Genomic DNA, 24,118 nt, shown 5'->3' with positions numbered 1-24,118 from the left:
GATTACAGGCCGGCCAACTGTTCCATTTCCGCCAGCAGCTGTTTGAACACTTCCAGCGCCTCCCGGATCGGTTGCGGCGAATTCATGTCGACACCGGCCCTCTTCAGCAAGTTTAACGGATAATCGGAACCGCCGCTGCCGAGGAACGTTAAATAACGGTCAACAGCTGGTTTGCCTTGCTCCAAGATTTGCCGGGACAGCGCGGTTGCCGCGGAGAAACCGGTAGCATATTTGTAAACATAAAAGTTGTTGTAGAAATGGGGAATTCTTGCCCATTCCAGATCAATCTCGCTGTCGACCACCATCTCCGGTCCATGATACTGGACGGTCAATTCACGATACAACGCCGACAAGTTTTCTGCGGTGAGCGCCTCTCCTGCTTCCACTTTGGCATGGATCGCTTTTTCAAATTCGGCGAACATCGTTTGCCGGTAAAGTGTGCCGCGGAATTGCTCCAGATAATAGTTAATGAGATACATCCGCTGCTGTTTGTCGGTTGTTTTTTGCAGCATATGCTGCATCAGCAACGCTTCGTTCAATGTCGAAGCCACTTCCGCCACAAAAATGCGATAGTCGGCATAGGTGTACGGCTGGGTCTTGTTGGAGTAATAGCTGTGCAAAGCATGCCCCATCTCATGCGCCAAGGTAAACATATTGTTTACGTTATCCTGATAATTCATCAACACATACGGATGAGTGGTATACGCTCCCCACGAATAGGCTCCGCTTGTCTTGCCTTCGTTTTCATATACATCAATCCAGCCCGAGGTAAATCCTTCTTCCAGCGCTTGGCCATAGTCATCACCGAGCGGACGCAGCGCTTCCTTGATCGTGGAAACCGCCTCGGCGTACGGGATTTCCATCTCGACTTCCCGTACCATTGGAACATACAAGTCGTACATATGCAACTCATCCAATCCGAGCATCTTTTTGCGCAAAGATACATAGCGGTGCATCAATGGCAAATATTCGTGGACGGTCGCAATCAGATTGTCATAGACCGAGACGTCGATATTGTCGGCAAACAAGGCGGCTTGCAAGGCCGACTCGTACTTCCGGACACGCGCGTAAAACACATCCCGCTTGACGGCGGAGGTCAAGGTTGCGGCAATCGTGTTGCGGTGCTTGCCATAGGTGGCGTACAAAGCGTCAAACGCTTCTTTCCGCACACGGCGGTCTTTGCTCTCCATAAACTGCGTATAGCGCCCTTTGGTTAACTCCACTTCTTCCCCGTTTTCATCGGTAATCGTCGGAAATTTGATATCGGCATTGTTCAACATGCCAAAGATTGTGGAGGGAGCTGCCGACAAATCGCTGACTTGCGCCAAAATCGCTTCTTCAGCGGCAGTTAAAGTATGCGGCTTTTGTCTGGTGATCTCTTCGAGCAAAAAGCGATAATGCGCCAGTCCCGGCTCTTGCTGCTGAAGCTCCGTTAACCGTTCGGTCGGAATGGCGAGAATTTCCGGCTGGATGTAGGAAATCGCACTGTATACCTGCGTGCTCAAGCCCATCGCCCTGTCGGTCAAAGCTTGATATGTACTGTTGGCGTTATCTTCGTCGCGGCGCATCCGGGCATAGACAAATACTTGATCAAGCGTTTTCCCCAATTCATCCTGCAGCGTCAAGGCATCGAGCAGGTTTTTACCGGTTTGAGCCAATGTGCCTTGCATCTTGGCCAGCTGTGCTGTCAACGTTTTTACTTTTTCCACATCTTTTTCCCATTCGGCATCCGATGGATAAATATCTTCCAGACGCCACTTGTATTCATCAGGCAATTCATTTCGTTTCGGCAAGCTTTTTGTTTTGTTCATCAACTGCAGCACCCCTCTATGGAAAATCATTCTGCTTTTTCTATCGTAGCCTAATTCAGCGGCAACTTCAAATAAAGACAAGCCAAAAACCTGCTTCGCCTGCGCGAAAGCAGGTTTCCGTTGACGAACAGCCTATGCTTCGCTCCCTTTCGAGCCGGAAGGCAGCATAATATACGATTTATCGCTGATAGTGAATACGCCCCGATTGGCCAGACGGTTGCCGACTACGCGCGAAAAACGGCCGAACACACTTTCCGTCACGGTCCAGTCAATGTTGATCAGCGCGCTGTTTTCCAGCAAGATGCTTTCCTCGATATGGTGGCAATTCAGCAATTCGACGCCATCCTGAACAGACAGATACGGCCCCAGCTTGCAGTTGGCGATGCGGCAATTGTTGCCGATCAGCACTGGTCCGATCAATTCGCAATTTTCCACAATGCTTTGTTCACCGATCACGATCTGGTCATCAAGCTCCTGCTTTAACATCCAACGGTTTGCCTGCAGCCAGCGGTCAATCGTTCCGACATCGGAATATTTGCCTAAAGCGATTGTATGGGTAATCTTGCAGCCGCGGTGGATCAATGCTTGGATCGCATCCGTAATCTCATACTCACCACGCGCAGACGGCTGCAGCTGTTCAATTGCCTCCAGGATCAACGGGGTAAACAGATAAGCGCCAATGATCGCCAAATTGCTTTTGGGATGACGCGGTTTTTCTTCCACCGAGACGATCCGGCCCCTCTTCACTTCGGCAATCCCGTAATCTTGCGGCCGTTCGACTTCGCTGAGCATGACGACGCCATCCGCCTTGGAGGTCAAGAAAGTCTGATGCAGCTGATGCAAGGAATCCATCAACAAGTTGTCTCCCAGCAGCAAAAGAAACGGGTCATCACCGATAAACGGTTTGGCCAGCAGCACCGCATTGGCGATGCCGAGCGGAGTCGGTTGTTCAATAAAGGTAATCGAGGCAGCGGAAAAAGCAGCGTCTTGCACAAATTCATGAATTTGCGTCTGCGATGGATGGATGACGATGCCGATTTCATTAATCCCAATCTCCAGCAATTTTCGGATGCAATAATACAGCACAGGATGGTTGGCTACCGGCAGCAACGTCTTGGGCTGCGAGAAAGAAAACGGATGAAGCCTGGTCCCGCGACCAGCGCATAAAATTAATCCTTTCATTTGCCTGACCTCCAGTCTAGTCCAATCCTGCTATTTACCCTATGCAAAAACAATTTGGAGGGAAAGGCGGACGCCTACCGGCAAATAAGAAAGGGCTGTGCATCCACAGCCCTCTCATAAGCCTTACCCGCGGTGTACCGATCGTTCTGTTTCCCACTCCTGTTTGAGGGAGAGAACAACCTGATACAGGTATTGGCGCTCTTTATTCTGTTCTTCCTTCATCATCGCCCAGCGCTGTTCCCATTCGGCCAGTTGCGCTTGCAGTTGCTGAATTTGCTGGGCAAGCATCTCGATCTGCGATTTCAGTTGGCTATCTTCCACCGGTTTTGGATTCCAGTCCAATTGGCTTACCGAACTGATCCGGCCAACTGCTTCCTCAATTTTTAGCGAACCGGAAAATACCCCCGGAGTGACCCACAGCGCATCGGACTTCCTCCGTTTTTCCATCGAAAACGACCTCCTCTAACCGAACTTCCTATCGTTATCGTATGTAGAAAAAGAAGATTAGGTACTAACCCGGCCGTCCCAAAATCGTTACTTTTTACAGCGAAGGATGCGAATCGCGGGCGGACGAATGTCTGCGAAAACGCATGCTGTAATTGCGCGCTTCCTCCACGCTGGTGATGTGCTGGTTCTGCCATTCCAACAAAATGCGATCGATATAGCGAATGTATAATTTTCCAACGGAGACCGCCTCACGCAAAGCGGTGATGATCAACTCCTCGGGATAACGATCTTGCTCCACCCAAATATGTAGTGTCTCGATTTCAAACGGAGACAACGGGCGTCCAAACGCTTGTTCAAATTGACTATACAGGTTGACAGTGCGCTGTTCGGTAGCTGCAACCTCTGACAAAGCTTCCCGGTTAACCAGTTCCTCGTTCAGCAAATTTTCTCCGACAAGGCATTGATACAACCGCTGATACAACAGCTCCAAATTATACCGTTCATAACGCAATCCAGTGTCCGGATCTACGTATTCATCAATTGTCAGCCACTCATCTTTCAGCAATCTTTGCAACAATTGGATAAGACGAACTTGCGGCATCGACAATCGCTCTTCCAGTTGATGAAGCGTCGGAAAATGGTTCCCCTCCTGTTGAAATGAGAGCAAATGAATGACGATCATCACTTCTTCATCGGAAAGCGATAATCGCTTGTATGTTTTCAGTATCAGATTGGAAATGGAAGTTGCCCCCGCTTGCAGCAACTGAACAATTTGTCGATCCATGTCGTACTTTCACCTCTACATTATTATAGCAAGGTAGAGTGGTCTCGCCTAGTAAGAAGTGACGATCTTTACATCTGTAAAATTTAACATGCACAGATGGCGAACTTACTGAAAAAGCCGGTACAGCGGAAATCCGCTGGACCGGCTTTTGTAAAACAGACGATCGCGCTAGAAACGAAATTACGGATAAAGGCGGTACAACAGACGCGGGAACGGAATCGTCTCACGCACATGCTCAAGGCCGCAAATCCAGGCAACCGTACGTTCCAGCCCCAAACCAAAGCCGGAATGAGGAACTGTCCCGTATTTGCGCAAGTCGAGATACCACTTATAAGCGTCTTCAGAGAGATGATGTTCCGAAAAACGTTGTTCCATCAACTCGGGATCGTCAATCCGCTGACTGCCGCCGATAATCTCTCCATAGCCTTCCGGTGCGATCAAATCGGCGCAGAGAACGACTTCCGGACGGTCTGGATCGGGCTTCATATAAAAGGCTTTGATCTCCGTCGGATACTTGGTAATAAACACCGGCTTGTCAAAATGCTCGGCAATCATTGTTTCGTCAGGCGCTCCGAAATCGTCGCCCCATTTGATTTCACTGCCTTTTTCCTGAAGAAGCTTGATCGCATCATCATAGGAAATACGCGGGAATGGAGCGGATACTTTTTCCAGCTTGCTTGTATCACGGTCCAAAGTTTTCAATTCTTTTTGGCAATTTTTCAATACCGACTGTACGATATGGGAAACGAACTGTTCCTGAATTTCCAGGTTTTCTTCGTGATCCACGAACGCCATCTCCGGTTCGATCATCCAAAACTCGATCAAGTGGCGGCGTGTTTTTGATTTTTCTGCACGGAACGTTGGACCAAACGAGAAAACCCGTCCCATTGCCATCGCCGCCGCTTCCATGTAAAGCTGACCGCTTTGCGACAGGTACGCATCTTCATCAAAATATTTGGTATGAAACAAGTTCGTCGTTCCTTCTGCGGAGGTCGGCGTCAAAATCGGCGGATCAACCTTGTAAAAGCCGTTTTGTTGGAAAAATTCATAAACGGCGCGAATTATTTCCGAGCGAATCGCCATAACCGCCCGTTGGCGAGGCGACCGCAACCAGAGATGCCGGTGATCCATCAGGAAGTCTACCCCATGCTCTTTCAAGGAAATCGGATAATCCTCGGCAATTTGAATAACCTCGATGCCGGTAACCGTAAGTTCATATCCGCTCGGTGCCCGATCATCGGCCCGTACGATTCCTGTTATGTACAAAGAGCTTTCCTGTGTCAGTTTGGAAGCATTTTCCCACACTTCTTCACTTACTTCTGCTTTTACCACAACCCCCTGAATAAATCCGGAGCCGTCGCGCAGTTGGAGGAATTGAATTTTACCGCTGCTGCGCTTGTTATAGAGCCAGCAGCCCAGTTTTACTTCTTGACCTTCATGCTGGCCAATTTTGGCAATAGTTGTTAACATCTGACTATGTCCCTCCATTTGCATAAAATAAACCGTAACAATTATACTATCGAGCTTGTCCAATTTCAATGAATGCCATCCGCCGGAAACATGGGAAAACCGCCCGGCACCATGTAATAACAGCCTGCCCGGCGGTTTCGTTGGACATCTGCTTATTTACCTGTGACAAACTTGCGAATGCGCTCGATCCCTTTTTCCAACTGCTCCATGGAAGCGGCATAGGAAATGCGCACATTGTGTTTCGCACCAAAGCCGCTTCCGGGAATCAGCGCCACCTTTTCTTGTTCCAGCAAGGCCTCCGCCCAAGCATCCACATCAGCAAAACCTTGTTTTTGCATGGCCTCGCTCACGTTCGGAAACACATAGAACGCTCCTTCCGGTTTTAAGCAAGAGATGCCCTCGATGCTGTTCAACAGTTCGACAACGCGATTGCGGCGTTTTTCAAATTCTTGTTTCATCATATTAAGCGGCTCCTGTGTGCCGGTGAGGGCAGCCAATGCGCCATATTGGGCAAAGGAAGTCGGATTGGACGTGCTGTGGCTGGACAAGTCGACCATCGCCCGGATCAATTGTTCGTTGCCTGCAGCGTAACCCATCCGCCAGCCGGTCATCGAGTAAGGCTTGGACATGCCGTTGATGATCACGGTATTCTCGTACGCTTCCTTGCTGAAAGAGGCTACGCTGACATGTTCATGGCCGTCATAAATCAATTTTTCATAAATTTCATCGGAAACCATTAAAATATTATGAGACAGACAGACGTCGACAATCGCTTCCAGTTCTTTTCGCGTGTAAATGCTGCCGGTCGGATTGCTTGGCGAGTTAATCACCAGTGCCCGAGTCCGAGGCGTGATCGCTGCCTTCACCTGTTCAGCGGTAACTTTAAAGGCATTTTCCTCCAAGCCTTCCACAAAAACCGGAACGCCTTCGGCCACTTTGACCATTTCCGGATAGCTGACCCAGAAAGGAATCGGAATAATGACTTCGTCACCCGGATTCAACAGGCTCATAAACAAATTAAACAGTGCATGTTTTCCGCCATTCGTCACCATGATTTGTTTGGTGGTGTATTTCAATCCATTGTCTTGTTCAAATTTATCCTGAATCGCTTTTAACAGCTCGGGAATCCCCGCCGTCGCCGTATATTTCGTTTTTCCTTCGCGCATCGCCCGTTCAGCCGCTTCAATAATATGTTGAGGTGTGTTGAAATCTGGCTCCCCTGCTCCCAACGCCACCACATCGACGCCTTGTCGTTTCAATTCGTTTGCTTTGGCAGTAATCGCCAGAGTTGGCGAAGGGGATAAAATCGAAACTCGTTTGGACAACTGCATGTTGATAGCTCCTCCTTCATTGTTTACATAAAATTTATTATGTAATTTTAACCGCGTTGGTTTGTTTAATATGGATAGCCTACCACACATAAATTCGGTTGTATAGAGATTCCAAAAAGGTTTTGCCCCTCCGCGTTCGAGGGGCATTTTCCGTTGTCTGTATTCATCTATTTATGTCTTCATCCACTGCCGGTTCGCTGAATACCGGCTGATCGCTCAGTGATGCCGACTGTTCAGAAGCTGGTTGTGCTTCCTGTTCCGCCACGCTCACTTGCTCGGCAGACGGTTCTACTGCTTGCGGCTGCGGTTGGATTCCTGGCTGCGGCTGGTCCGCTTGAAACTGTGTCAGTTGTGGTGGTGGCGGCTGTTGTTCTGTCAGTTGGCTGGTTGGCTCAGAAACGGTCGGCCAACTTGCTTCCTTGCTGCCAATCGCGATCCAATTGATCACGCCCTGGATCTCTCTATCCGCCGTGTTGCGGACCACGGTAAGGATCGCGTAATCGCGGGCTGTGCTTTTCAAGGCGGCATAGCAGGAAGGATGATTGGTCATTGCCACCATCACGTACTGCGCTGTCGGAAACGCCTCAGCAAATCTGACTTCCACCTCAATCGTGGTCGCGTAGGATGGCAACTGGAAAGGAACGAGGCCGAACAACTGCTTCGTTGTGCCGTTTGCCGACGAAGTTTGCACCGGATTAAAAGCCAGCTTGTCGCTCGTGACCGCACCTGGTGCCACGTGTTCCGCGGAAACAGCCGAATACGCCAGTTTTTGCCCGTCCACGCTCCGCTCAGCCAATTTGTTGCGCGTAATCGCTTCGTCGCGAATTTTTTCGCTCATAATCGTGTTGTTGACAATTTTGTCATTGGTCACGATGCCGTCTACGAGATGGTTGGTCGTAATGCTGGAATAAGCCAGCTTTTCCGCCGTTATCGTCCGATTGACGATTTTCGATGCGGTAATCGACTCATCTTGCAGTTTTTCGTTGGTGATGAGCTGATCTTCCAGATGCTCGGTCTTGATCGTCTGTTTGCGAATATGCGGTGCCTGAATCGCCTGATTGGCCAGCTTCTCACTGGTCACTGCGTTGTCAGCCAAGTGATCGGTGGTGATCGCGGACAAATCAATTTTTTCGCCGCTGATGCTGCGGTTGGCCAGTTTTTGTCTGGTGACCGATTCGTTTTGCAATTTGTCTCCCGAAACGGCTTGCTCTGCCAAATGACGGGTCAAAATTGTATAGTCGCGCAGATGTTTGGCGTTGACCGCATTCTCCGCCAATTTTTCGCCAGTGACAATCCCGTCAGCCAAATGGATTTCCTGAATGCTGCCAGGCTCCAGTTTTTCGCCGTTGACGGTGCGGTCGGCAATTTTGTCCCGCGTCACCACCCCGTCGCTCAAATGGTAGCTTTGCACCGCATTGGCATCCAGCTTCGCGCTGCCGATGCTGCGATCGGCGATTTTTTCGCGGGTGACCGCTTCGTTGGCGATGTTGGCGCTGCCTACCACATTTTCTTGCAGATGACTGTTGCTGATCGCTCGGTCAACGATATGGTGGGCATGGATGGAACTTCCGGATATCTTTTCAGCCGTTACCGCATGATCTTGCAAATGTTCATTGTCCACTGCCTGCAAATCCAGTTTGCTTCCGTCGATACTCCGGCCGGCGATCTTTTCGCGGGTGACCGCTTCGTTTTGCAGTTTATCACTGGTCACGGCTTTTGATTGCAAATGTTCGGCCCCAACCGAATTGCTATTCAAGTGAACAGAGTGAATCGATTTTTCGGCCAGTTTATCCTGGGTGACCGACCCTCGGGCCAATTGCCTGTTCTTGACCGCCTCTGAAGCAATTTTGGATGAAATGATCGCATTGTCGGCAATCTTGCTCGAGGTGATGCTTTGTTCTGTCAGTTTGTCAGTGGACACAGATTCCGGGGCCAGCTTGGAAGTCGTAATGGCATGATCGGCCAAATTTCCGGTCTGGACGGCCGATTCCTGTAGATGTTGATTGCCGATAATCTGGTCGGCCAAATGCTCTGACATGACCGCCCGCTTGCCCAGTTTTTCTTTGGTTACGGCGTTGTCCTGCAAATGCTTTGTTTGGATAATATTGTCCACCAAATGATTGCTGATAATGCTCTTGTCGGCGATTTTTTCCGCGGAAACGGCGTGGTCGGCGATTTTTTTGTTCGTTACTTGCGCATCGCCGATTTTTTTGGTAGTAACGGCCAAATCATTGAGATGCGCCGTTTGGATGCTCAAAGGCTGCAGATGTGCGGCGCCAACCGCTTCCTTGGCGATTTTCTCTGTCGTGACCGCCTGATAATCAAGCTGGTGCGTGCGAATTGCCCCAGGCGCAATCTTTTCCGATGTGATCGACTCCGTTTGCAGATGCACGGTATTGATCAAATACTCGGTGAGATGTTCTTCCTTGACGGAGTTTTCTGCCAGATTGTTGCTCTCAACCACGCGTTCGCCCAAATGCCTGTTGGCAACCGCCTGCGGCCGGATGTGATAGGAAGCGACCGCTTCATCGTCCAGCTTGCTGCTTGTGATGGCGCCGTTGCGGATTTTATCTGTTGTTACGGCACCATCTTCGATTTTGACCGAGTTGATGACATAATTAGCCAGATGATTTGTTTGGATCGTCCCGGTTCTGATTTTTTCCCCGCTGATCGACTGATCCTGGATCAATTCTTCTGTGATCGATTGTTGCTTGATATGTTTCGTTTCAATGCATTGGTCGGCAAATTTCATCGCATCGATTGTTTTGTCCGCCAGTTTTTCCGAGGTAATACTGTTGTCTACCAGTTTGTCGCCGGTAATGGCCCGATCCTGAATCATATCGCTGGAAATGATGTTGCGGTTGATATGTTCCGCATTGATCGCGAAAGGAGCGATTTTACTGGAGATGACCGCATGATTGGCCAATTTGCTGCTGTCAACGGCGTAATCTTTCAGCAGACTCGTATCAATGGAACCGAGCTTGATTTTCGTCGCATCAACCGCTCGATTGGCGATTTTCTCCGTTGTGACGACCTGGTCCGTCAAATCATCTGTATAAACAAACGATCTCGTTTGCGTGTCATTCCGTTCTTTCACCACTTTGGAAAATTTCGTCTGATTGGAAGTAGTACCTGTTTTGGGGACCATCTGGAGTGGCGGAAAGATACCTCGAGAATGACCCGGGAGCACTTCTTTGCTTTCCAATGGGATTTCCGTAAAACTCTCCAGCCATTCAAATTCCTGTTCCCCAAGCAAATCGAGCTTTGGGTCCGTCGGTTTCACCGATTTGCTTGAGCTTTTTCCCGTTTTGCGTCGGTTCTGCTTCGCCATAGTCTCCTTCCCTTCTCTCCGTATCTCATTTTGTAGAATATTCACGTCCAGAGAGTTTGGGCACTTATCGGATAAAATTAGGCGCAAAGCAAAAAACCCGGCATGATTTGCCAGGTTTCCTTTGCTGCAGGCAAGGGGAAGCCGAACTTACACAGCTACCTCTGCCATTTTCACGTTGTCCAACATCTTGCGGAACTCGTCGCCGTTCAGTACTTCACGTTCCAGCAAAATTTGCTCGCTCCCGCGAAATACTTCATCATGGCGTTTCAACAGATCGCGCGTACGCTGCAGCAAGTCTTCCAACAATTGATGAACCTCTTGATGAATCTCGGTTTTCGAAACATACTCCATATTGACAATTCCCAACCGGGACATGCCGCTTTGCACGATTTCCTGTACCATTCCCAACGCTTGTTCAAAGTCATTTTTCGAACCGGTGCTTCTGCCGCCAAAATAAATTTCCTCGGCAACCGCTCCGCCCAAACAGACCATGATCTGTTTTTCCAAAGCGTCTTTCGTATAGAGATAGCGGTCTTCCATCGGATTTTGCCGGACATAGCCCAAAGCTTTCCCGCGAGGTGTCAGCGTAACCTGGGCGACGGAGCCGGGTCTGACTCGTTCGCTCACAATGGCATGGCCCAACTCATGCAAGGCCACCCGCCGTTTTTCTTCCTCGTTTGCTTCCCGGTCTACTTTTTCCCCCATCATCACTTTATCGACCGCATAGGAAAAATGTTTCGCTTCGATCTTGTCCTTGCTTTCCCGCATCGCATAAATCGCCGCTTCGTTCGCGACGCTTTCCAGCTGCGCCCCGGAAAAACCGAACGTCTCTTGCGCCACTCTCTCCAAGGATACATCGCTGGCCAACGGCTTGTTGGCTGTATGGATCGTCAGCACTTGCTCGCGTGCCTTCAAATCCGGCAGATCGACAACGATATGCCGGTCGAACCGGCCTGGCCGCAACAGTGCGGAGTCCAGCATATCTTTGCGGTTGGTTGCCGCAATAACCAAAATACGCGGATTTTCGCTTGTACTGATCCCGTCCATTTCGGTCAACAGTTGGTTCAAGGTTTGGTCATACTCACGCTGCTGTTGTCCTTCCCGTTTGCCGCCGATCACGTCGATCTCGTCGATAAAGACAATAGCGCTTTCCTGGCCGTTCTTTTCGGCCAACGTTTTGGCTTCTTTAAAGATTTCCCGAATTCTCTGTGCACCTACCCCGACGTACATCTCGACGAACTGTGCCCCCGAAGCGGCGACGAAAGCCGAATTGGTGTAGTTGGCTGCCGCTTTGGCCATCAGCGTTTTCCCTGTTCCCGGAGGTCCGGTCAGCAAAACGCCTTTCAGCGGGCGAATGCCGTACTGTTTGATTTTATCTTTCAAGATTAAAAAATCGAGCGCCTCTTTCAGTTCGTTCTTGGCTCTCTCCTGTCCGCCGATATCGGCAAACTGTATATTTGTCACAGGGACAGCATGTTTGCCGGTTTTGCGTTTGGCGGAAATCCCCAGGTTACCGCCCTGCTGCCGAGCTACCAGAAAATAGAGGGCGACGATCACAGCCGCAAACACAACAAACGGCATGATATTCACACCCAGAAACAGGAGAAAAATGATGATCCCTGGCACGATCCCTAACAAAATTTCTTTACTCATGTCCAGTCACTCCTTGCTCTGGTGAAGTCCGCGGTACAATGGCAAAAAATTGGCCGGCATCCCGCTTGAGATAAATATAAATATTGTCCTGGTCCATTTGCGACGTCGCCGCGTCCAGTTGATTTTTCTGTTTCCATTCTGTCAACAATGCGGGAATCTTGCTGTATTGGTGCAAATCAACCGCTTCTGTAAAGCGGAATACATCGTTGGTCCAAATCTTTTGCAAAGCTTTGTCTTGATTTTCAAAAGTAATGTCTACATGCTTGTTTGGCGAAATCTCTTCGATATGCCGCAGCAGGGACTGGTACTCCGCCGGAAACGTATCCGGTTTGGTGATTTGCAAATTGACGGCAATTTCGTCGCGGGCCACTTGCAAATCAGCCAGTTTTGCTGACGTCATTTCTCCAATCTCCGTGCGGATCGGTTCTTCCACTTCCATCTTTGTGTACAGAAACCAACCGCCGAACAAAAGGGTGAGAGTAGCCACAAGCGTTAACAATATGGAGATCGGTGCCTTGCGTGTTTGCAACGTATACTCCCCCTTGCTATCTATAATATAGAATTTCAACATAGACATAAATGTAAGTGTAGTGGAACTGCTTCCGTCACTGATCGACTTTCAGTATAGCATTTCTTCTATCAAATTTCCTATGTAGATACTGCCATTGCTGTCACCACAGCGGTTGAACAGCAAAAAACCCGTTTGGCCAGCAGGCCGAAACGGGTTTGCTCCGCGCACGCTCATGAAGCGTAATCAATTGTTTGAACAACGTACGATTTGGTTACATTTCCCTGATAAAAATCATAGTGCAAATAACGGTATTTGCCGTCCGGATCAAGCAGCGTCACTTCCCAAAAACGCTGCTGTCCCTCCATGCCAGGGACAATCCGCAAAATCTCCGACTGCGGAAATCCTTTACGGACGGCTGCTTCGACATTTTCTCGCGGAATGGCATGCTCCATTGTATCAAAAACGATCTGATCCTTTGTCAACCAGGCGATTTCACGCGTCCCGACGCGATTTTTCCCAATGACCACCGCATACGTTTGCTTGCCGCGATACTCGTCAATTTGCTCGATTTCGGTAATATTCGTTCGTTCCAAGGCCCACTGCCGTGCCTGTTCCATCATCGCCCGTTTATCGCCAACCACACTCGAGACGAGATGGGATACAAACACAGCCACCCCTAAAAACAGAACGACTGCTGCCGTAATGATTACGCGAACTCGCACCGTACGTTTCTCCTCTCCTACAAACGAAACAACAATTGGTCTTGTTTTTTGCCATTTGGCGTATCCAATTGCAAGTCAACGACCAGCTGGCGCAACTGCCTTTGCTCCGGCTCATACCAAAGCTGATATTTGACGCGAACCTGATCAAGCACTTCATCAAGAACATCATCCACTGGAAAATGCGGCCCCAGCCAAAGAGCAATCATCGATTTGACCTCGTCAGGCGGCAGGGAAATCTCATAGCCGAGCCATTGCTGTTGGACAGGATCCGAAATTGGCAGCGGATCGATTGATTGCAATTGCGCCCGGATCACCGCCGCATGCTCATAGGGCGTGTAAAGGGAATAAGGCAAAAGCTGAGGATTTTGCGGCTGCCCGTCAAACAGCACGGACACCTCTTTGGCGTCGCGCTTCATGGTCAATTGGTGGCCGGTTATCGTGCCCGACAGTTCAAACGTGTTTGCCCGAAAATGACCGCTCAAGGTGTTGTTGTGAAACCAAACAGAAAACGGAATGCTGCGTTCCTGCGAAAGCGGACGGATCAATTCTTCCACCACTTCTCTGTCTGCCGTAAACCGTTCTGGTGAAGCTACAACTGAGGGGTGCCGGTTTTCGGGCTTGTCTAGCCAGTTGCCCAAAAGCATCCCGATGCAAAACAGCGCAGCAAAGACCGGCACCAACCACCAGACCCATTCCCGCCGGATGTACATGAATTCGCCTCCCGTCCTGTACAGCTTAAGATCACGCGCAAGACAAGCGTTCCGATTTACTTGGACGCTTTTCCACAGCGTATGCTATACAAGAAGGTTTTAGAACAGGCAGGAAAACTTACTAAACATACCGCGAGACAGGTCGGTCATACTACAGGTACACCCCAAGGAGGTGAGCGCGTGACACTGTCACAGAGAACGGCATCTCCTGATGCATTTCAGCTCGTGCTGAGGGAATACTGTGTTTCTTGGGCAGGTCTCTCATCACCGCTGCGAACCTTGTCACACTCTGCAAGCATCACCTATCGTCATACCCCACTTACGGAGGTCTGGAGAAAGGAACAGCACCACCAATGATTTAAAAAATCCTCTACCTACACCTACGCTCCACTTCTCTCCTGTCCAGCGGCAGGAGACCTTTTATCTTTTTAATTGATCAAACAGGCGGTTTGCTTCATAGATAGCCTTTTCTTCATCGATCGTCAACAGTTCGCGGTTCCGCATTAAAAATTTCCCGGCGACAATCGTATCGGTTACATCACGGCCATTGGCAGCATAAACGACGTGGGAAATCGGATGCTGAACCGGATGAAAATGAGCTTGGTTGGCATCCAGCATAATCAGGTCGGCTTGTTTGTCAACTTCCAGCGAGCCGAGCTGCTCCGATTGGAAGACACCGTCCGCTCCATAACGCGTGGCCATGCGCAGAGCTTGTTCGGCAGGGACTGCCACCGGATCGTTGAGAACCCCTTTATGGAGAATCGCCGCCAATTTCAACTCTTCAAACAAGTTGAGGTTGTTATTGCTGGCCGAGCTGTCCGTCCCGAGCGAAACGCGAATTCCTTTTTCCAGCATTTTCGGTACCGGCGCAACGCCGCTGGCCAATTTCAAATTGCTGATCACATTGTGCGAGACCCTCACCTGATAGTTTGCCAAGATGTCAATTTCCTCATCCGTCAAATGGACAGCATGGGCCACCAGTGTCGGACGGTTAAACACCCCGAGTTTTTCCAGATGAGCCACCGGGCGCGCTCCATAATCCTTCACATTTTGTTCCACTTCAAATTGCGTTTCCGACATATGAATATGCATCGGCAAATCAAGTTCTTCCGCTTTGTCCACCAGTTGGCGGATGAAATCGGGTGGACACGTGTAAGGAGCGTGCGGCGCCATCATCACCGTAATTCGTCCATCCGCTTGCAAATGCCACTCTTTGGCAAAACTGACCGCATCCTGAAGTTTGGCTTGCTGCTCCGCTTCCGAGCACAGCCCGATAATTCCCCGGCAGAGACGAGCCCGCATTCCGGTTTCGGCAACGGCTTGGCCGACTACCCCCATGTGGTCGTACATATCGACGAACGTCGTGGTTCCGGTACGGATCATTTCAACAATCGACAGGTGGGTGCCCCATTTTACATGATCAGCGGTAAATTGCGCTTCCATCGGCCACATTTTGTCTTCCAGCCACTGTTGCAGCGGCAAATCATCAGCGTACCCACGCAACAAGGCCATGCCGGCGTGCCCGTGCGTATTGATCAAGCCAGGCAATATGTATTTGTGTCGACCATCGATCACTTCATCGTAAGCGGACAAATCTTCAGGTGTCGGTCCAACATATACAAGCTTGCTTCCTTCAAAGGCAACCGCTCCCGACAGAATCACTTCGTTTTGCTCGTTCATGGTAATGACAGTTGCATTGGTAATTATTGTCTTCATCAAAGGCCTCCTAATTCAAGTAATAAGCCAAACTTTGCAAGCTGGAAGTCAGGTCGGCGTAATCGATCCGAACCTCTTTATCGGTTCGCAGGGTAATCGGGGCAAAATTGAGAATGCCTTCAATTCCTGCGTCGATCAACTCATCAGCGACCATTTGTGCCGCAAAATCCGGCACCGTAATAATTCCCAGGCGAATGTGCCGCGTTTTTACCGTTTGTTTGAGTTCCGCCAACGGCTGGATTTTCAAGCCGGCGATCTCTTCGCCAAACTTTTGCGGATCGGTATCAAAAATGGCGACAATGCGCATATTGTCCCGCAAATAGTCATTATAGTTGCTGATGGCATGTCCGAGATGGCCAGCGCCAACGACGGCAATGCGCAATTCTTGGTCAATGTTGAGGATGTGCCGGATTTTCCCGATCAAATATTGGACATCATAGCCGATGCCTTTTTTCCCGAACTCGCCGAAAGCAGCCAAATCTTTGCGAATTTGCGCCGGATTTACATCCAACGTGCTCCCCATCTGCTGGGAAGAAACGGTCGTGATACCCATCTCTTGCAAATGCGTCAGATACCGCAGATAAATGGGGAGTCTTCGGATCACTGCTTCGGATATTTTCTCTGTCTTTGCCATCGTTTCTCCCCCCTTTTATCTCTTTAAAATCCGGTATTGTTTTCCATTCGATAATATGGTGATCGTACCGTGCTGTTTCGTTATGTAGGTTTCCGCCCAAGATTCCCCCAACCGCTCCAGCACTTCCTCCTGCCCTCTGTTATGTTCCAACGGTGTTTTCCCTGTCTCGATGATAGCGACTTGCGGGTCCACCTTGTTCAAGAAAAGCTGCGAGGAAGCCTGATTGCTCCCTTGATCCGCCACTTTCAGCACCTCTGCCCGCAAAAGACCGGGCATCAGTCTCAACAGTTGTTCTTCCGTTTTTTCACTGATGGCACTCGTAAACAAAAATCGCAATTGATCCTGCTGCAGTTGAAATACGAGCGAATTGTCCTGCGGCGACAAGGAAAGCTGTTCCCCCGGATTCAACACCGTCAGCGTAATTTTTGGTTCAAAGCTGACCTTGTCTCCCTCCGACAGCAGCATCAGCTTCTTGTCAGACGGCAGGGAAATGGCGTTGGCGATCGTGGAGAAAATCGGTTTGGGCAAAAGAATCGTATCAAGTTGTGTGTGTTGGGCCAAACGCGCAAACCCGCCGGCATGTTCCGGCTGGTCATTGCTAATCACCAGATAGTCGATCGCCGTGACCTGCCGTTCTTCCAACAACGTTTGCAAAACTTCGGCGTCATCCGCACTGCCCGTGTCAATCAGCATGTTTTTTCCGCTGGGAAAACGGACCAGCGTACTTTCCCCGTTGGGCAGTGCAAAAAAGGTGACAACCATGCCGGTAAAGTCCCGTTCATTTTCACTTAAATATGGATCATCAATTTTCACGGTGTCCTGCAAATCAGATTCCCGCGCGCAGCCAGCCGTTGCGAACAAGAGCACTGACAACAAACTCAGAAAAATCGACATTTTTCTCATCCGCTGCATCCTATTCTATCACCTTAATCCTCGCCAGACTATTACAATCATTTTATGAATCTGTTGAGGTAGGCATGCCCGCCAAGAACGGTTCAATTTGCGCCCGCAGCTCGGTCCACGGTCCGGTCAACATTTGAAACGGCGGCAGCGATTGGATGAAAGCCCGTCCATATCTCGATTCAACAATCCGGGTGTCAAACACGACCAACACCCCGCGATCGTGGTGATGACGGATCAGTCGGCCGGCTCCCTGCTTGAACTGGATGACCGCCTGCGGCAAAGACAGGGACATGAACGGGTTTTTGCGCTCTGCCTTTAATCGTTCCGAACGTCCTTGGAGCACCGGGTGATTGGGCGGAGCAAAAGGCAGGCGGACAATCACCAGGGAACTGAGTGCCTGGCCGGGAATATCCACGCCTTCCCAAAAACTGCTCGTGCCAAGCAGCACCGCTTTGGGCAACGACTGAAACAGACGCACCAGCTTGCCGCGGTTGTTGCTGTCAATACCGTGTCCGAGAATGGTAAACTCCTCGTCTGCCAGCAATTCTTTCATCCCTTGATGCACACTGCGCAGCATCGCATAAGAAGTGAATAAAACGAGCGTTCTCCCGTTCGATGCCCGCGCGATGTCGACACACCCTTGAATCACCGCTTCCAAAAAGCTCTGGTCGGTTTCTTTGCCAAGAGCGGGAAAATCAGCAGGAATCAGCAACAATCCTTGCTTTTGATAATCAAATGGCGAGCCCAATGCCAGCGTTCGCACCTCGCGTTCGGGCAACTGATCCAACCCATACTGCGCCAGCATAAAGTCAAAGCGGCCCTTTATCGTCAAAGTAGCGGATGTAAGGATCAGACTGCGCTTTTCTGCGAACAGACGCCCTGCCAACTCCGCAGAGACATCCAGCGGAGCCCCGAACAGAAAAACCTGCTTGCGCGGCGTTCGCGGATCTACCTCCAGCCAAAAGACGACATCATCCGCTTCTTCCAGCAGCAGTTGATGCAGGCTGGTCATTGTTTGCCGAATTTGTTCCAGCCAGCCGTTGAGGTCGGCCATAGGCGAGCGAAGTTCATCCGTTCCCTGCGACGTTTGCTCAACAAAGCGCAGTAACGTTTCCAGTTCTGCCGCGTAGCTGGACAGCTGGCTGATGATTTTTTCTGTACTGGTTATGATGCGCTTCTGCTTTCCGGAAAACAGCTCCCGCCGATAGCGGACGGACAAGCGTCCAAAATCGGTCTCTTCCCCTTGCTTCAAAGCCCAATGATAAAGCGATTGCGTCCACTGCTGGCTGGTGTCCCGCAGCTGTTGATGAAGGGCAGACAAAGCAACACCCGTTTCCTGGACAGCGGAAGCAATCTGCTGATCCTCTGTTAACCGTTCCATCAAATCAGACAGAACCGTGCCCGCTTCCACGGACAAGCGATCGACGATGAGCTGCAGTTGCATGCTGGAAAACTGTTGTCCCAAATGATAAGTGGCCATTTCTTCCAGGTGATGTGCCTCATCGATGATCGCCACCTGATAAGGAGGCAAAATATGCCCCTCCGCTTTCAAGTCGCTGACCAGCAAAGCGTGGTTTACGATCACAATATCGGCATCTTTGACCTGCTCCTTGGCGCGAAAATAAAAACAGCGGCTAAACCAGGGACAGTTGTGGTTCTGGCAGGACTCGGCCGTACTGTTTATTTGCTGCCAAAACTGTTGCCCTGTCTGCGACAAACTTAGTTCTTCCACATCGCCCGTGATCGTTTGCGTCAGCCATACCAAAATTTGCGCTTTGATTAGGCGCAGTTCTTGACTGGTGCCATCCAACGGTTCCTGCAAACTTTGCGCAAATTTTCGCAAACAGAGATAATTGCTGCGGCCTTTTAATTTGGCTGCCGTGAAGGAAAACGGCAACGCCTGCTGCAAGGCGGGGATCTCTTTTTCATAAATCTGCTCCTGCAGTTGGATGGTTCGGGTGCTGATCACCACTTGCTGTTTGTTCGTTTTTGCCCAAACCACTGCCGGAAGCAGATAAGCCAGCGTTTTGCCAATCCCGGTTCCCGCTTCCACCAGCAAATGGGCTCCCTCATTCATCGCGGCGTACACTTCGTGCAACATTTCCTCCTGGGCATCGCGGCGACGGTATTCCGAGACCGTTTGCGACAGGATTTGTTCCTCTTCCAGAAGCCGTTCCAACGAAATCGGGCCGACCGGCTCCGGTTTGCGCTCTCGTTTTGGCAAACGGGGTGGTTTGCGCAGCGCCACCTGTTGAAAAATATCCCACTGCGTGTCTTGCGGCAACACTGCCCCGTCGTCCGTAAACGACAGCGCCGTCAATTTTTCCATTTCCACTTCCCGCAACAGCACTTGGAAATCGGACCGATAGGAGGAGACGAGCACCTGGAGCTGCTGCAGCGTAATCAACGGCAGCTCCCGCAATGTGTCGAGCAGATGAAGCAGCAACTGGGCGGTGGCCATTGCATCGCTGTCCGCCTGGTGGGGGCGATCATGCTCGATCTCCAAATCACCGGTTAGTTCGCCCAGCCGGTACGAGCTTTGCATCGGCAGGAGGATTCGCGCCATTTCCACCGTATCCAGCACATAACCGTCAAACGTATAATAGCCCTGGCTCAGCAGGGCTTCTTGCAAAAATTGCAGGTCAAACAAAGCGTTATGGGCTACAAAGGTCCGTCCTTCCAGCAACCGCAACAAATCTGGCAATACTTCTTCCATCGTTGGCGCGTTTTCCACCATATCGTCATGGATACCCGTTAACTGGGTAATGAACGGGGGGATGGACTGTTCCGGGTTGACCAATGTAGAGAAACTTTCCCCGATTTGTCCATTGTCGACCGTTACCGCCCCGATTTGGATAATTTTATCTCCTTGACGGGGGAGACCCCCGGTTGTTTCAAAATCAACCACAATAAAACGATTCAAGCTTCTGTCACCTCATCCGCAACACCCTGCTCAACTGATAGCATGAGTCGGGAACAAGCCAATCCCCCTGCTTCGCCCTCAACTTCCATGCGTCATCTTATACAGTATAAGGGATCAGTTGCTCAGCTTCCATTGGTTTCCCCATTTTTTGGGCACATAATTGCAAGTAAACAGGAAGTTCCTGTGACGGTCGATGATCCGGGTGGATTTTGCGGAAATATTGGTCCGCCTGTTCCCACTTTTCCTCCAGGACGGACAGCTTGCCCAACTGAAAATAGCCAAGCGACTGGACATACGGATCGGCGTCCTCCAAAAACCCGCGGGCAATCTGTTTGGCCGAAGCCAAGTCGCCATTGATCGCCAAAACGGTGACCACACCGCAACGCGCCAGGTAGTGACGGGGATTTTTTTGCAAAATAAAATCAAATGTTTTTGCTGCCCGCTCCCTGTCTCCATCAAATAATACCATCCAGCCGTAACTAAACAAAAAGTCAAGGTTGTCGGGAGCCAGCGCGATCGCTTTTTTCATTTGCTGCAACGCCCGCCTTGTGCCAGAAATCAGCCAAGTCGTCCAGGCCAGACCATGCCATCCCCATCCTTCCCGCGGTTGCTGTTCCGTGATCAGCTGATAGCAAAACTGAGCGCGATGATACTCCCCGGAAGACTCCAAAAACAAGGCAATTTCCCGCAACGTTTGCGGGTCATGTTCTTTGCTCGGCACCATCAGTCCTTCCGGCAGGATGATCTCTGCCCGTCTGTTCAACTGGCGCAACTTCCGCGCCGCCTGCAGCAACAAAATTTGCGCTTCCCGGTCCGCTGGGTAGAGCTGCAAATATCGTTCAGCGGTCGCGTAGGACTCCTGCGCTTCCCCTTCCTGAAGATAACAGAGCGCGAGATTAAACAACGCTTCGCGGTGATCCGATTTTTCGGCAAGCGCTGAACGGAAAGCCTGGCTCGCTTCCAGCCATTGTCCCTCTTCCGCGAGCATGCAGCCGATGGCATTGTAACTGATCGCAATCGTTTTGGGCGAACTGCCAGAGCGGCTCAACAAGCGAAATTCCCGCAAGGCCGCTTCTGTCTCACCGCAAAAAAACAGGCTGTAAGCGTAATAAAGCCTGCCTTCTTCCCAGTCGGGCGATTCTTGCAGCAAGTCGGAGAAGCACTGTTTGGCATCCTGAAACAGGCGCAAATGATAGTACCCCTCTCCTTTGCGAAACATATGTGAATAAGTATCCAGCTGGAAATCTTCTTCTGCCGGCAAACCGTTTGTCGTTGGCGGGAACTCATGGCCATCAGGCTGGGACGCTGTCGGACTGGCGTTTTCCTGGTGCTTGATCGTCGTAATCAGGCCGCTCAATTTTTCTTCAAACTGCAGCCAGGAATCGACCAACTTGTCACTAATCCCTCTTAACTGGAACAATTGGTTGGCCAAAGTAAGTTTTTCATTTCTCGTTGCATTTGGCCATTCTTGTTCAATGGCATCCAACTTTTTATGCAAGGAATCGAACCATTCCTCCAATTGCATAAAAGAGCCACCCCCTTTGCGGCTGTGAGTAGTTTCATTGTGTCACAAGGTGTGTGGCTCTATTCAACATTTTTGCAGATAAAAACCAGCTGATTCAACGCAGCTTCGTTACAGCACAGTTGATGGCTGCTCTTCCCCCAGCATTTGCACAATTTTGTTGCCCTCACCCAACACAGCGATGCGCGGTTGATGTTGGCGCGCGGTTGTTTCGTCCATCATCGCATAGGAAATGATAATAACCGTATCGCCAGGCTGAACCAGGCGCGCGGCCGCTCCGTTCAAGCAAATCACGCCGCTTCCCCGTTCACCGGGGATGACATACGTTTCCAGTCTGGCCCCGTTATTGTTGTTGACAATCTGTACTTTTTCATTGGGCAGAATGTCCACCGCTTCCAACAAATTCGTATCGATCGTAATGCTGCCCACATAATTTAAATTGGCTTCCGTCACCGTTGCGCGATGGAGCTTTGCCTTCATCATGGTGCGAAACATTTTTCTGCCTCCTTTCGTTTGTTTTTTATATAGTCACGATTTCATTGTCGATCAGGCGGGTATGTCCGAAGCGAACAGCCAAGGCGACGATCACCTGCTGCCCTTTTTGCAAAGTCGTCACTGGCTCGAGACTCGGGTATTGCAAAATTTCCACATAATCGATATCGGCCAGCGGTTGTGTTTCAATCGTTCTGACAATATTCTCGCGCACCTCTCTGGCCAACGCGCCCGGTTTCAGTTCCGCTTGCGCTTGCTGGAGACTGCGGGACAGGATCAGCGCTTGCTCCCGTTCTTCCGCAGACAGATACACATTGCGGGAACTCATGGCCAAACCGTCTTTTTCCCGTTTGATTGGACAAGGCACGATGTCAACCGGAACGGACAAGTCCCGGACCATTTGTTGAATGACGGCCAGTTGCTGCGCGTCTTTTTGACCAAAAAAAGCGGCGTCGGGCTGAACGATTTGGAACAGCTTCAGCACGACAGTCGCCACCCCGTCAAAATGACCCGGCCGCGATTTTCCGCAAAGCGGTTCCGACACTTGCGTAACCGAGACCGTCGTCAATACGGTCGAAGGATACATTTCTTCCACTGTTGGCGTAAACAGCAGATCGACCCCGGCCGCGCCGGCGACTTCCCGGTCGTGCTCGATATCGCGGGGATAACGGCTGAAATCTTCGTTTGGCCCAAACTGCAGCGGATTGACGAAAATGCTCATGACGACAAAATCGCAATTTTGCCGCGCCTTTTCCACCAAACTGACGTGTCCGGCATGCAGATACCCCATCGTCGGCACAAACCCGATCCGTTTCCCTTGCTGTTTTGCCAAAGAGACGCGTTTTCGCACCTCTGCAATCGTCGTTACCTGTTCCAATCCCTTATTCATGCTCCTTCACCTTCTCCATACAACTGTTTGATCGTATCTTCATTCGCGGTGAACGTATGCTGCTCGCTCGGAAATTGCCGTTCTTTGACTTCCGCTGTGTATTGCAGGACAGCCTGTGTGATGGCCTCGCCGATTTGAGCATACTGTTTGACGAATTTCGGTTTCAAATTGGAAGCATACCCGAGCACGTCGTGGAACACCAGCACCTGTCCGTCACATTTGACACCGGCACCGATCCCGATGGTGGGAATGCCGATATTCTCCGTAATGAATCCGGCCACTTCCTCCGGGACGCATTCCAGCACAATGGCAAATGCGCCCGCATCTTCCAGCGCCTTGGCTTCCGTCAGCAGCCGTCTGGCCGTCTCCGGATCTCTGCCCTGCACTTTATAGCCGCCCAGCTGATGAACAGACTGGGGCGTTAAACCGATGTGCCCGACTACGGGGATGCCCGCCTGGACACATTTGGTAACTACCGGGGCAATCTCCACCCCGCCCTCTATTTTGACCGCTTTTGCCTGCGCCTCTTGCATCAATCGTCCGGCATTTTTGACACTTTCCTCCAATGAGCCGTGATAACTCAAAAAAGGCATATCCGCCACGACAAAGGCGCGTTTGGCCGCGCGAGTGACCGCTTTCGTATGATGAATCATGTCTTCCATTGTGACGGGAATCGTTGAATCATAGCCAAGCACAACCATCCCCAACGAGTCGCCGACGAGAATCATATCCACTCCCGCCTCATCCGCCAATTTGGCGGACGGATAGTCGTAAGCGGTAATCATCACGATCGGTTCCTTACGCTCTTTCATTTTGCGCAACTCAGCAGTTGTCACTGGCACTTCTCTTTTTTTCTCCATGTTTGACCACCTTTTGCACTCGGCCCGCGGCATGATTGCCGCCTTTTCCGCAAAAAAACCTTCTCGCCGCAAACGGGAGAAGGTTGTCCGTACCAATTCATGCAGACTGGAATGTTCCTTCTGTCTCGGTCCCACGGGCTCTGAGCAGATTTTTTTAAAAGAATGAAAGAAAAAAAACAAGTCGGGTATCGAGTGCCATTCCGGATGGATTTGGCCTCTTCCCAACC

19 protein-coding genes are annotated in these 24,118 nt (G+C 50.5%); all 19 read right to left on the bottom strand.

Features of this window, described 5'->3' with window-relative positions:
* Positions 1-2 precede the first annotated feature (2 nt).
* Complete coding sequence (gene pepF / locus JOD01_RS01790; RefSeq protein WP_204516493.1) at positions 3-1,811, bottom strand: oligoendopeptidase F; 1,809 nt, start codon at positions 1,809-1,811, stop codon at positions 3-5.
* A gap of 132 nt (positions 1,812-1,943) precedes the next feature.
* Positions 1,944-2,993: a glucose-1-phosphate thymidylyltransferase gene (locus JOD01_RS01785; RefSeq protein WP_204516492.1), complete on the bottom strand. Its 1,050-nt coding sequence runs from the start codon at positions 2,991-2,993 to the stop codon at positions 1,944-1,946.
* A gap of 123 nt (positions 2,994-3,116) precedes the next feature.
* The gene (locus JOD01_RS01780; protein WP_204516491.1) at positions 3,117-3,440 is read right to left on the bottom strand and encodes a hypothetical protein; all 324 of its coding nucleotides are present in this window, start codon (positions 3,438-3,440) and stop codon (positions 3,117-3,119) included.
* Between the two features lie 94 nt (positions 3,441-3,534).
* Positions 3,535-4,224, bottom strand: coding sequence for a DnaD domain-containing protein (locus JOD01_RS01775; RefSeq protein WP_204516490.1), 690 nt, complete (start codon positions 4,222-4,224; stop codon positions 3,535-3,537).
* A 180-nt stretch (positions 4,225-4,404) separates the two neighbouring features.
* A complete protein-coding gene (gene asnS, locus JOD01_RS01770) occupies positions 4,405-5,694 on the bottom strand; it encodes an asparagine--tRNA ligase (protein ID WP_204516489.1) in 1,290 nt (429 codons plus the stop codon).
* A 152-nt stretch (positions 5,695-5,846) separates the two neighbouring features.
* Entirely contained in the window at positions 5,847-7,025 is a 1,179-nt protein-coding gene (locus tag JOD01_RS01765) for a pyridoxal phosphate-dependent aminotransferase (RefSeq protein ID WP_204516488.1), read from the bottom strand.
* A 163-nt stretch (positions 7,026-7,188) separates the two neighbouring features.
* Positions 7,189-10,356: a WIAG-tail domain gene (locus JOD01_RS01760; protein WP_204516487.1), complete on the bottom strand. Its 3,168-nt coding sequence runs from the start codon at positions 10,354-10,356 to the stop codon at positions 7,189-7,191.
* A gap of 147 nt (positions 10,357-10,503) precedes the next feature.
* Positions 10,504-12,009, bottom strand: a complete 1,506-nt coding sequence (locus JOD01_RS01755) for an AAA family ATPase (protein WP_204516486.1) — start codon at positions 12,007-12,009, stop codon at positions 10,504-10,506.
* Positions 12,002-12,538 (bottom strand): hypothetical protein, encoded by a 537-nt coding sequence (locus JOD01_RS01750; RefSeq protein ID WP_204516485.1) that lies wholly within the window; start codon positions 12,536-12,538, stop codon positions 12,002-12,004. Before JOD01_RS01750 ends, JOD01_RS01755 begins: the two co-directional genes overlap by 8 nt.
* A gap of 212 nt (positions 12,539-12,750) precedes the next feature.
* The gene (locus JOD01_RS01745) at positions 12,751-13,242 is read right to left on the bottom strand and encodes a cell wall elongation regulator TseB-like domain-containing protein (protein ID WP_204516484.1); all 492 of its coding nucleotides are present in this window, start codon (positions 13,240-13,242) and stop codon (positions 12,751-12,753) included.
* Positions 13,243-13,259: 17 nt separating this feature from the next.
* The gene (locus JOD01_RS01740; protein WP_204516483.1) at positions 13,260-13,952 is read right to left on the bottom strand and encodes a hypothetical protein; all 693 of its coding nucleotides are present in this window, start codon (positions 13,950-13,952) and stop codon (positions 13,260-13,262) included.
* Positions 13,953-14,372: 420 nt separating this feature from the next.
* A complete protein-coding gene (locus tag JOD01_RS01735) occupies positions 14,373-15,671 on the bottom strand; it encodes an amidohydrolase (protein ID WP_204516482.1) in 1,299 nt (432 codons plus the stop codon).
* Positions 15,672-15,678: 7 nt separating this feature from the next.
* Positions 15,679-16,302, bottom strand: coding sequence for a redox-sensing transcriptional repressor Rex (locus JOD01_RS01730; protein ID WP_204516481.1), 624 nt, complete (start codon positions 16,300-16,302; stop codon positions 15,679-15,681).
* A gap of 15 nt (positions 16,303-16,317) precedes the next feature.
* Positions 16,318-17,205: a ComEC/Rec2 family competence protein gene (locus JOD01_RS01725; RefSeq protein WP_204516480.1), complete on the bottom strand. Its 888-nt coding sequence runs from the start codon at positions 17,203-17,205 to the stop codon at positions 16,318-16,320.
* A gap of 52 nt (positions 17,206-17,257) precedes the next feature.
* Entirely contained in the window at positions 17,258-20,128 is a 2,871-nt protein-coding gene (gene dinG / locus JOD01_RS01720) for an ATP-dependent DNA helicase DinG (RefSeq protein WP_204516479.1), read from the bottom strand.
* A 97-nt stretch (positions 20,129-20,225) separates the two neighbouring features.
* Entirely contained in the window at positions 20,226-21,653 is a 1,428-nt protein-coding gene (locus JOD01_RS01715) for a tetratricopeptide repeat protein (protein ID WP_204516478.1), read from the bottom strand.
* Positions 21,654-21,761: 108 nt separating this feature from the next.
* Entirely contained in the window at positions 21,762-22,145 is a 384-nt protein-coding gene (panD, locus tag JOD01_RS01710; protein ID WP_204516477.1) for an aspartate 1-decarboxylase, read from the bottom strand.
* 25 nt (positions 22,146-22,170) lie between these two features.
* Positions 22,171-23,031, bottom strand: a complete 861-nt coding sequence (gene panC / locus JOD01_RS01705) for a pantoate--beta-alanine ligase (RefSeq protein WP_239565115.1) — start codon at positions 23,029-23,031, stop codon at positions 22,171-22,173.
* On the bottom strand, positions 23,028-23,891 hold the full coding sequence (gene panB, locus JOD01_RS01700; protein WP_204516476.1) for a 3-methyl-2-oxobutanoate hydroxymethyltransferase: 864 nt from the start codon (positions 23,889-23,891) through the stop codon (positions 23,028-23,030). Before panB ends, panC begins: the two co-directional genes overlap by 4 nt.
* Positions 23,892-24,118: the final 227 nt, after the last annotated feature.

This window comes from Brevibacillus fulvus (assembly GCF_016908525.1).
Taxonomy (GTDB): domain Bacteria; phylum Bacillota; class Bacilli; order Brevibacillales; family Brevibacillaceae; genus Brevibacillus_G; species Brevibacillus_G fulvus.
The sequence above is the reverse complement of the archived record's forward strand: the minus strand, read 5'-3'. Positions and strand labels throughout refer to the sequence as shown.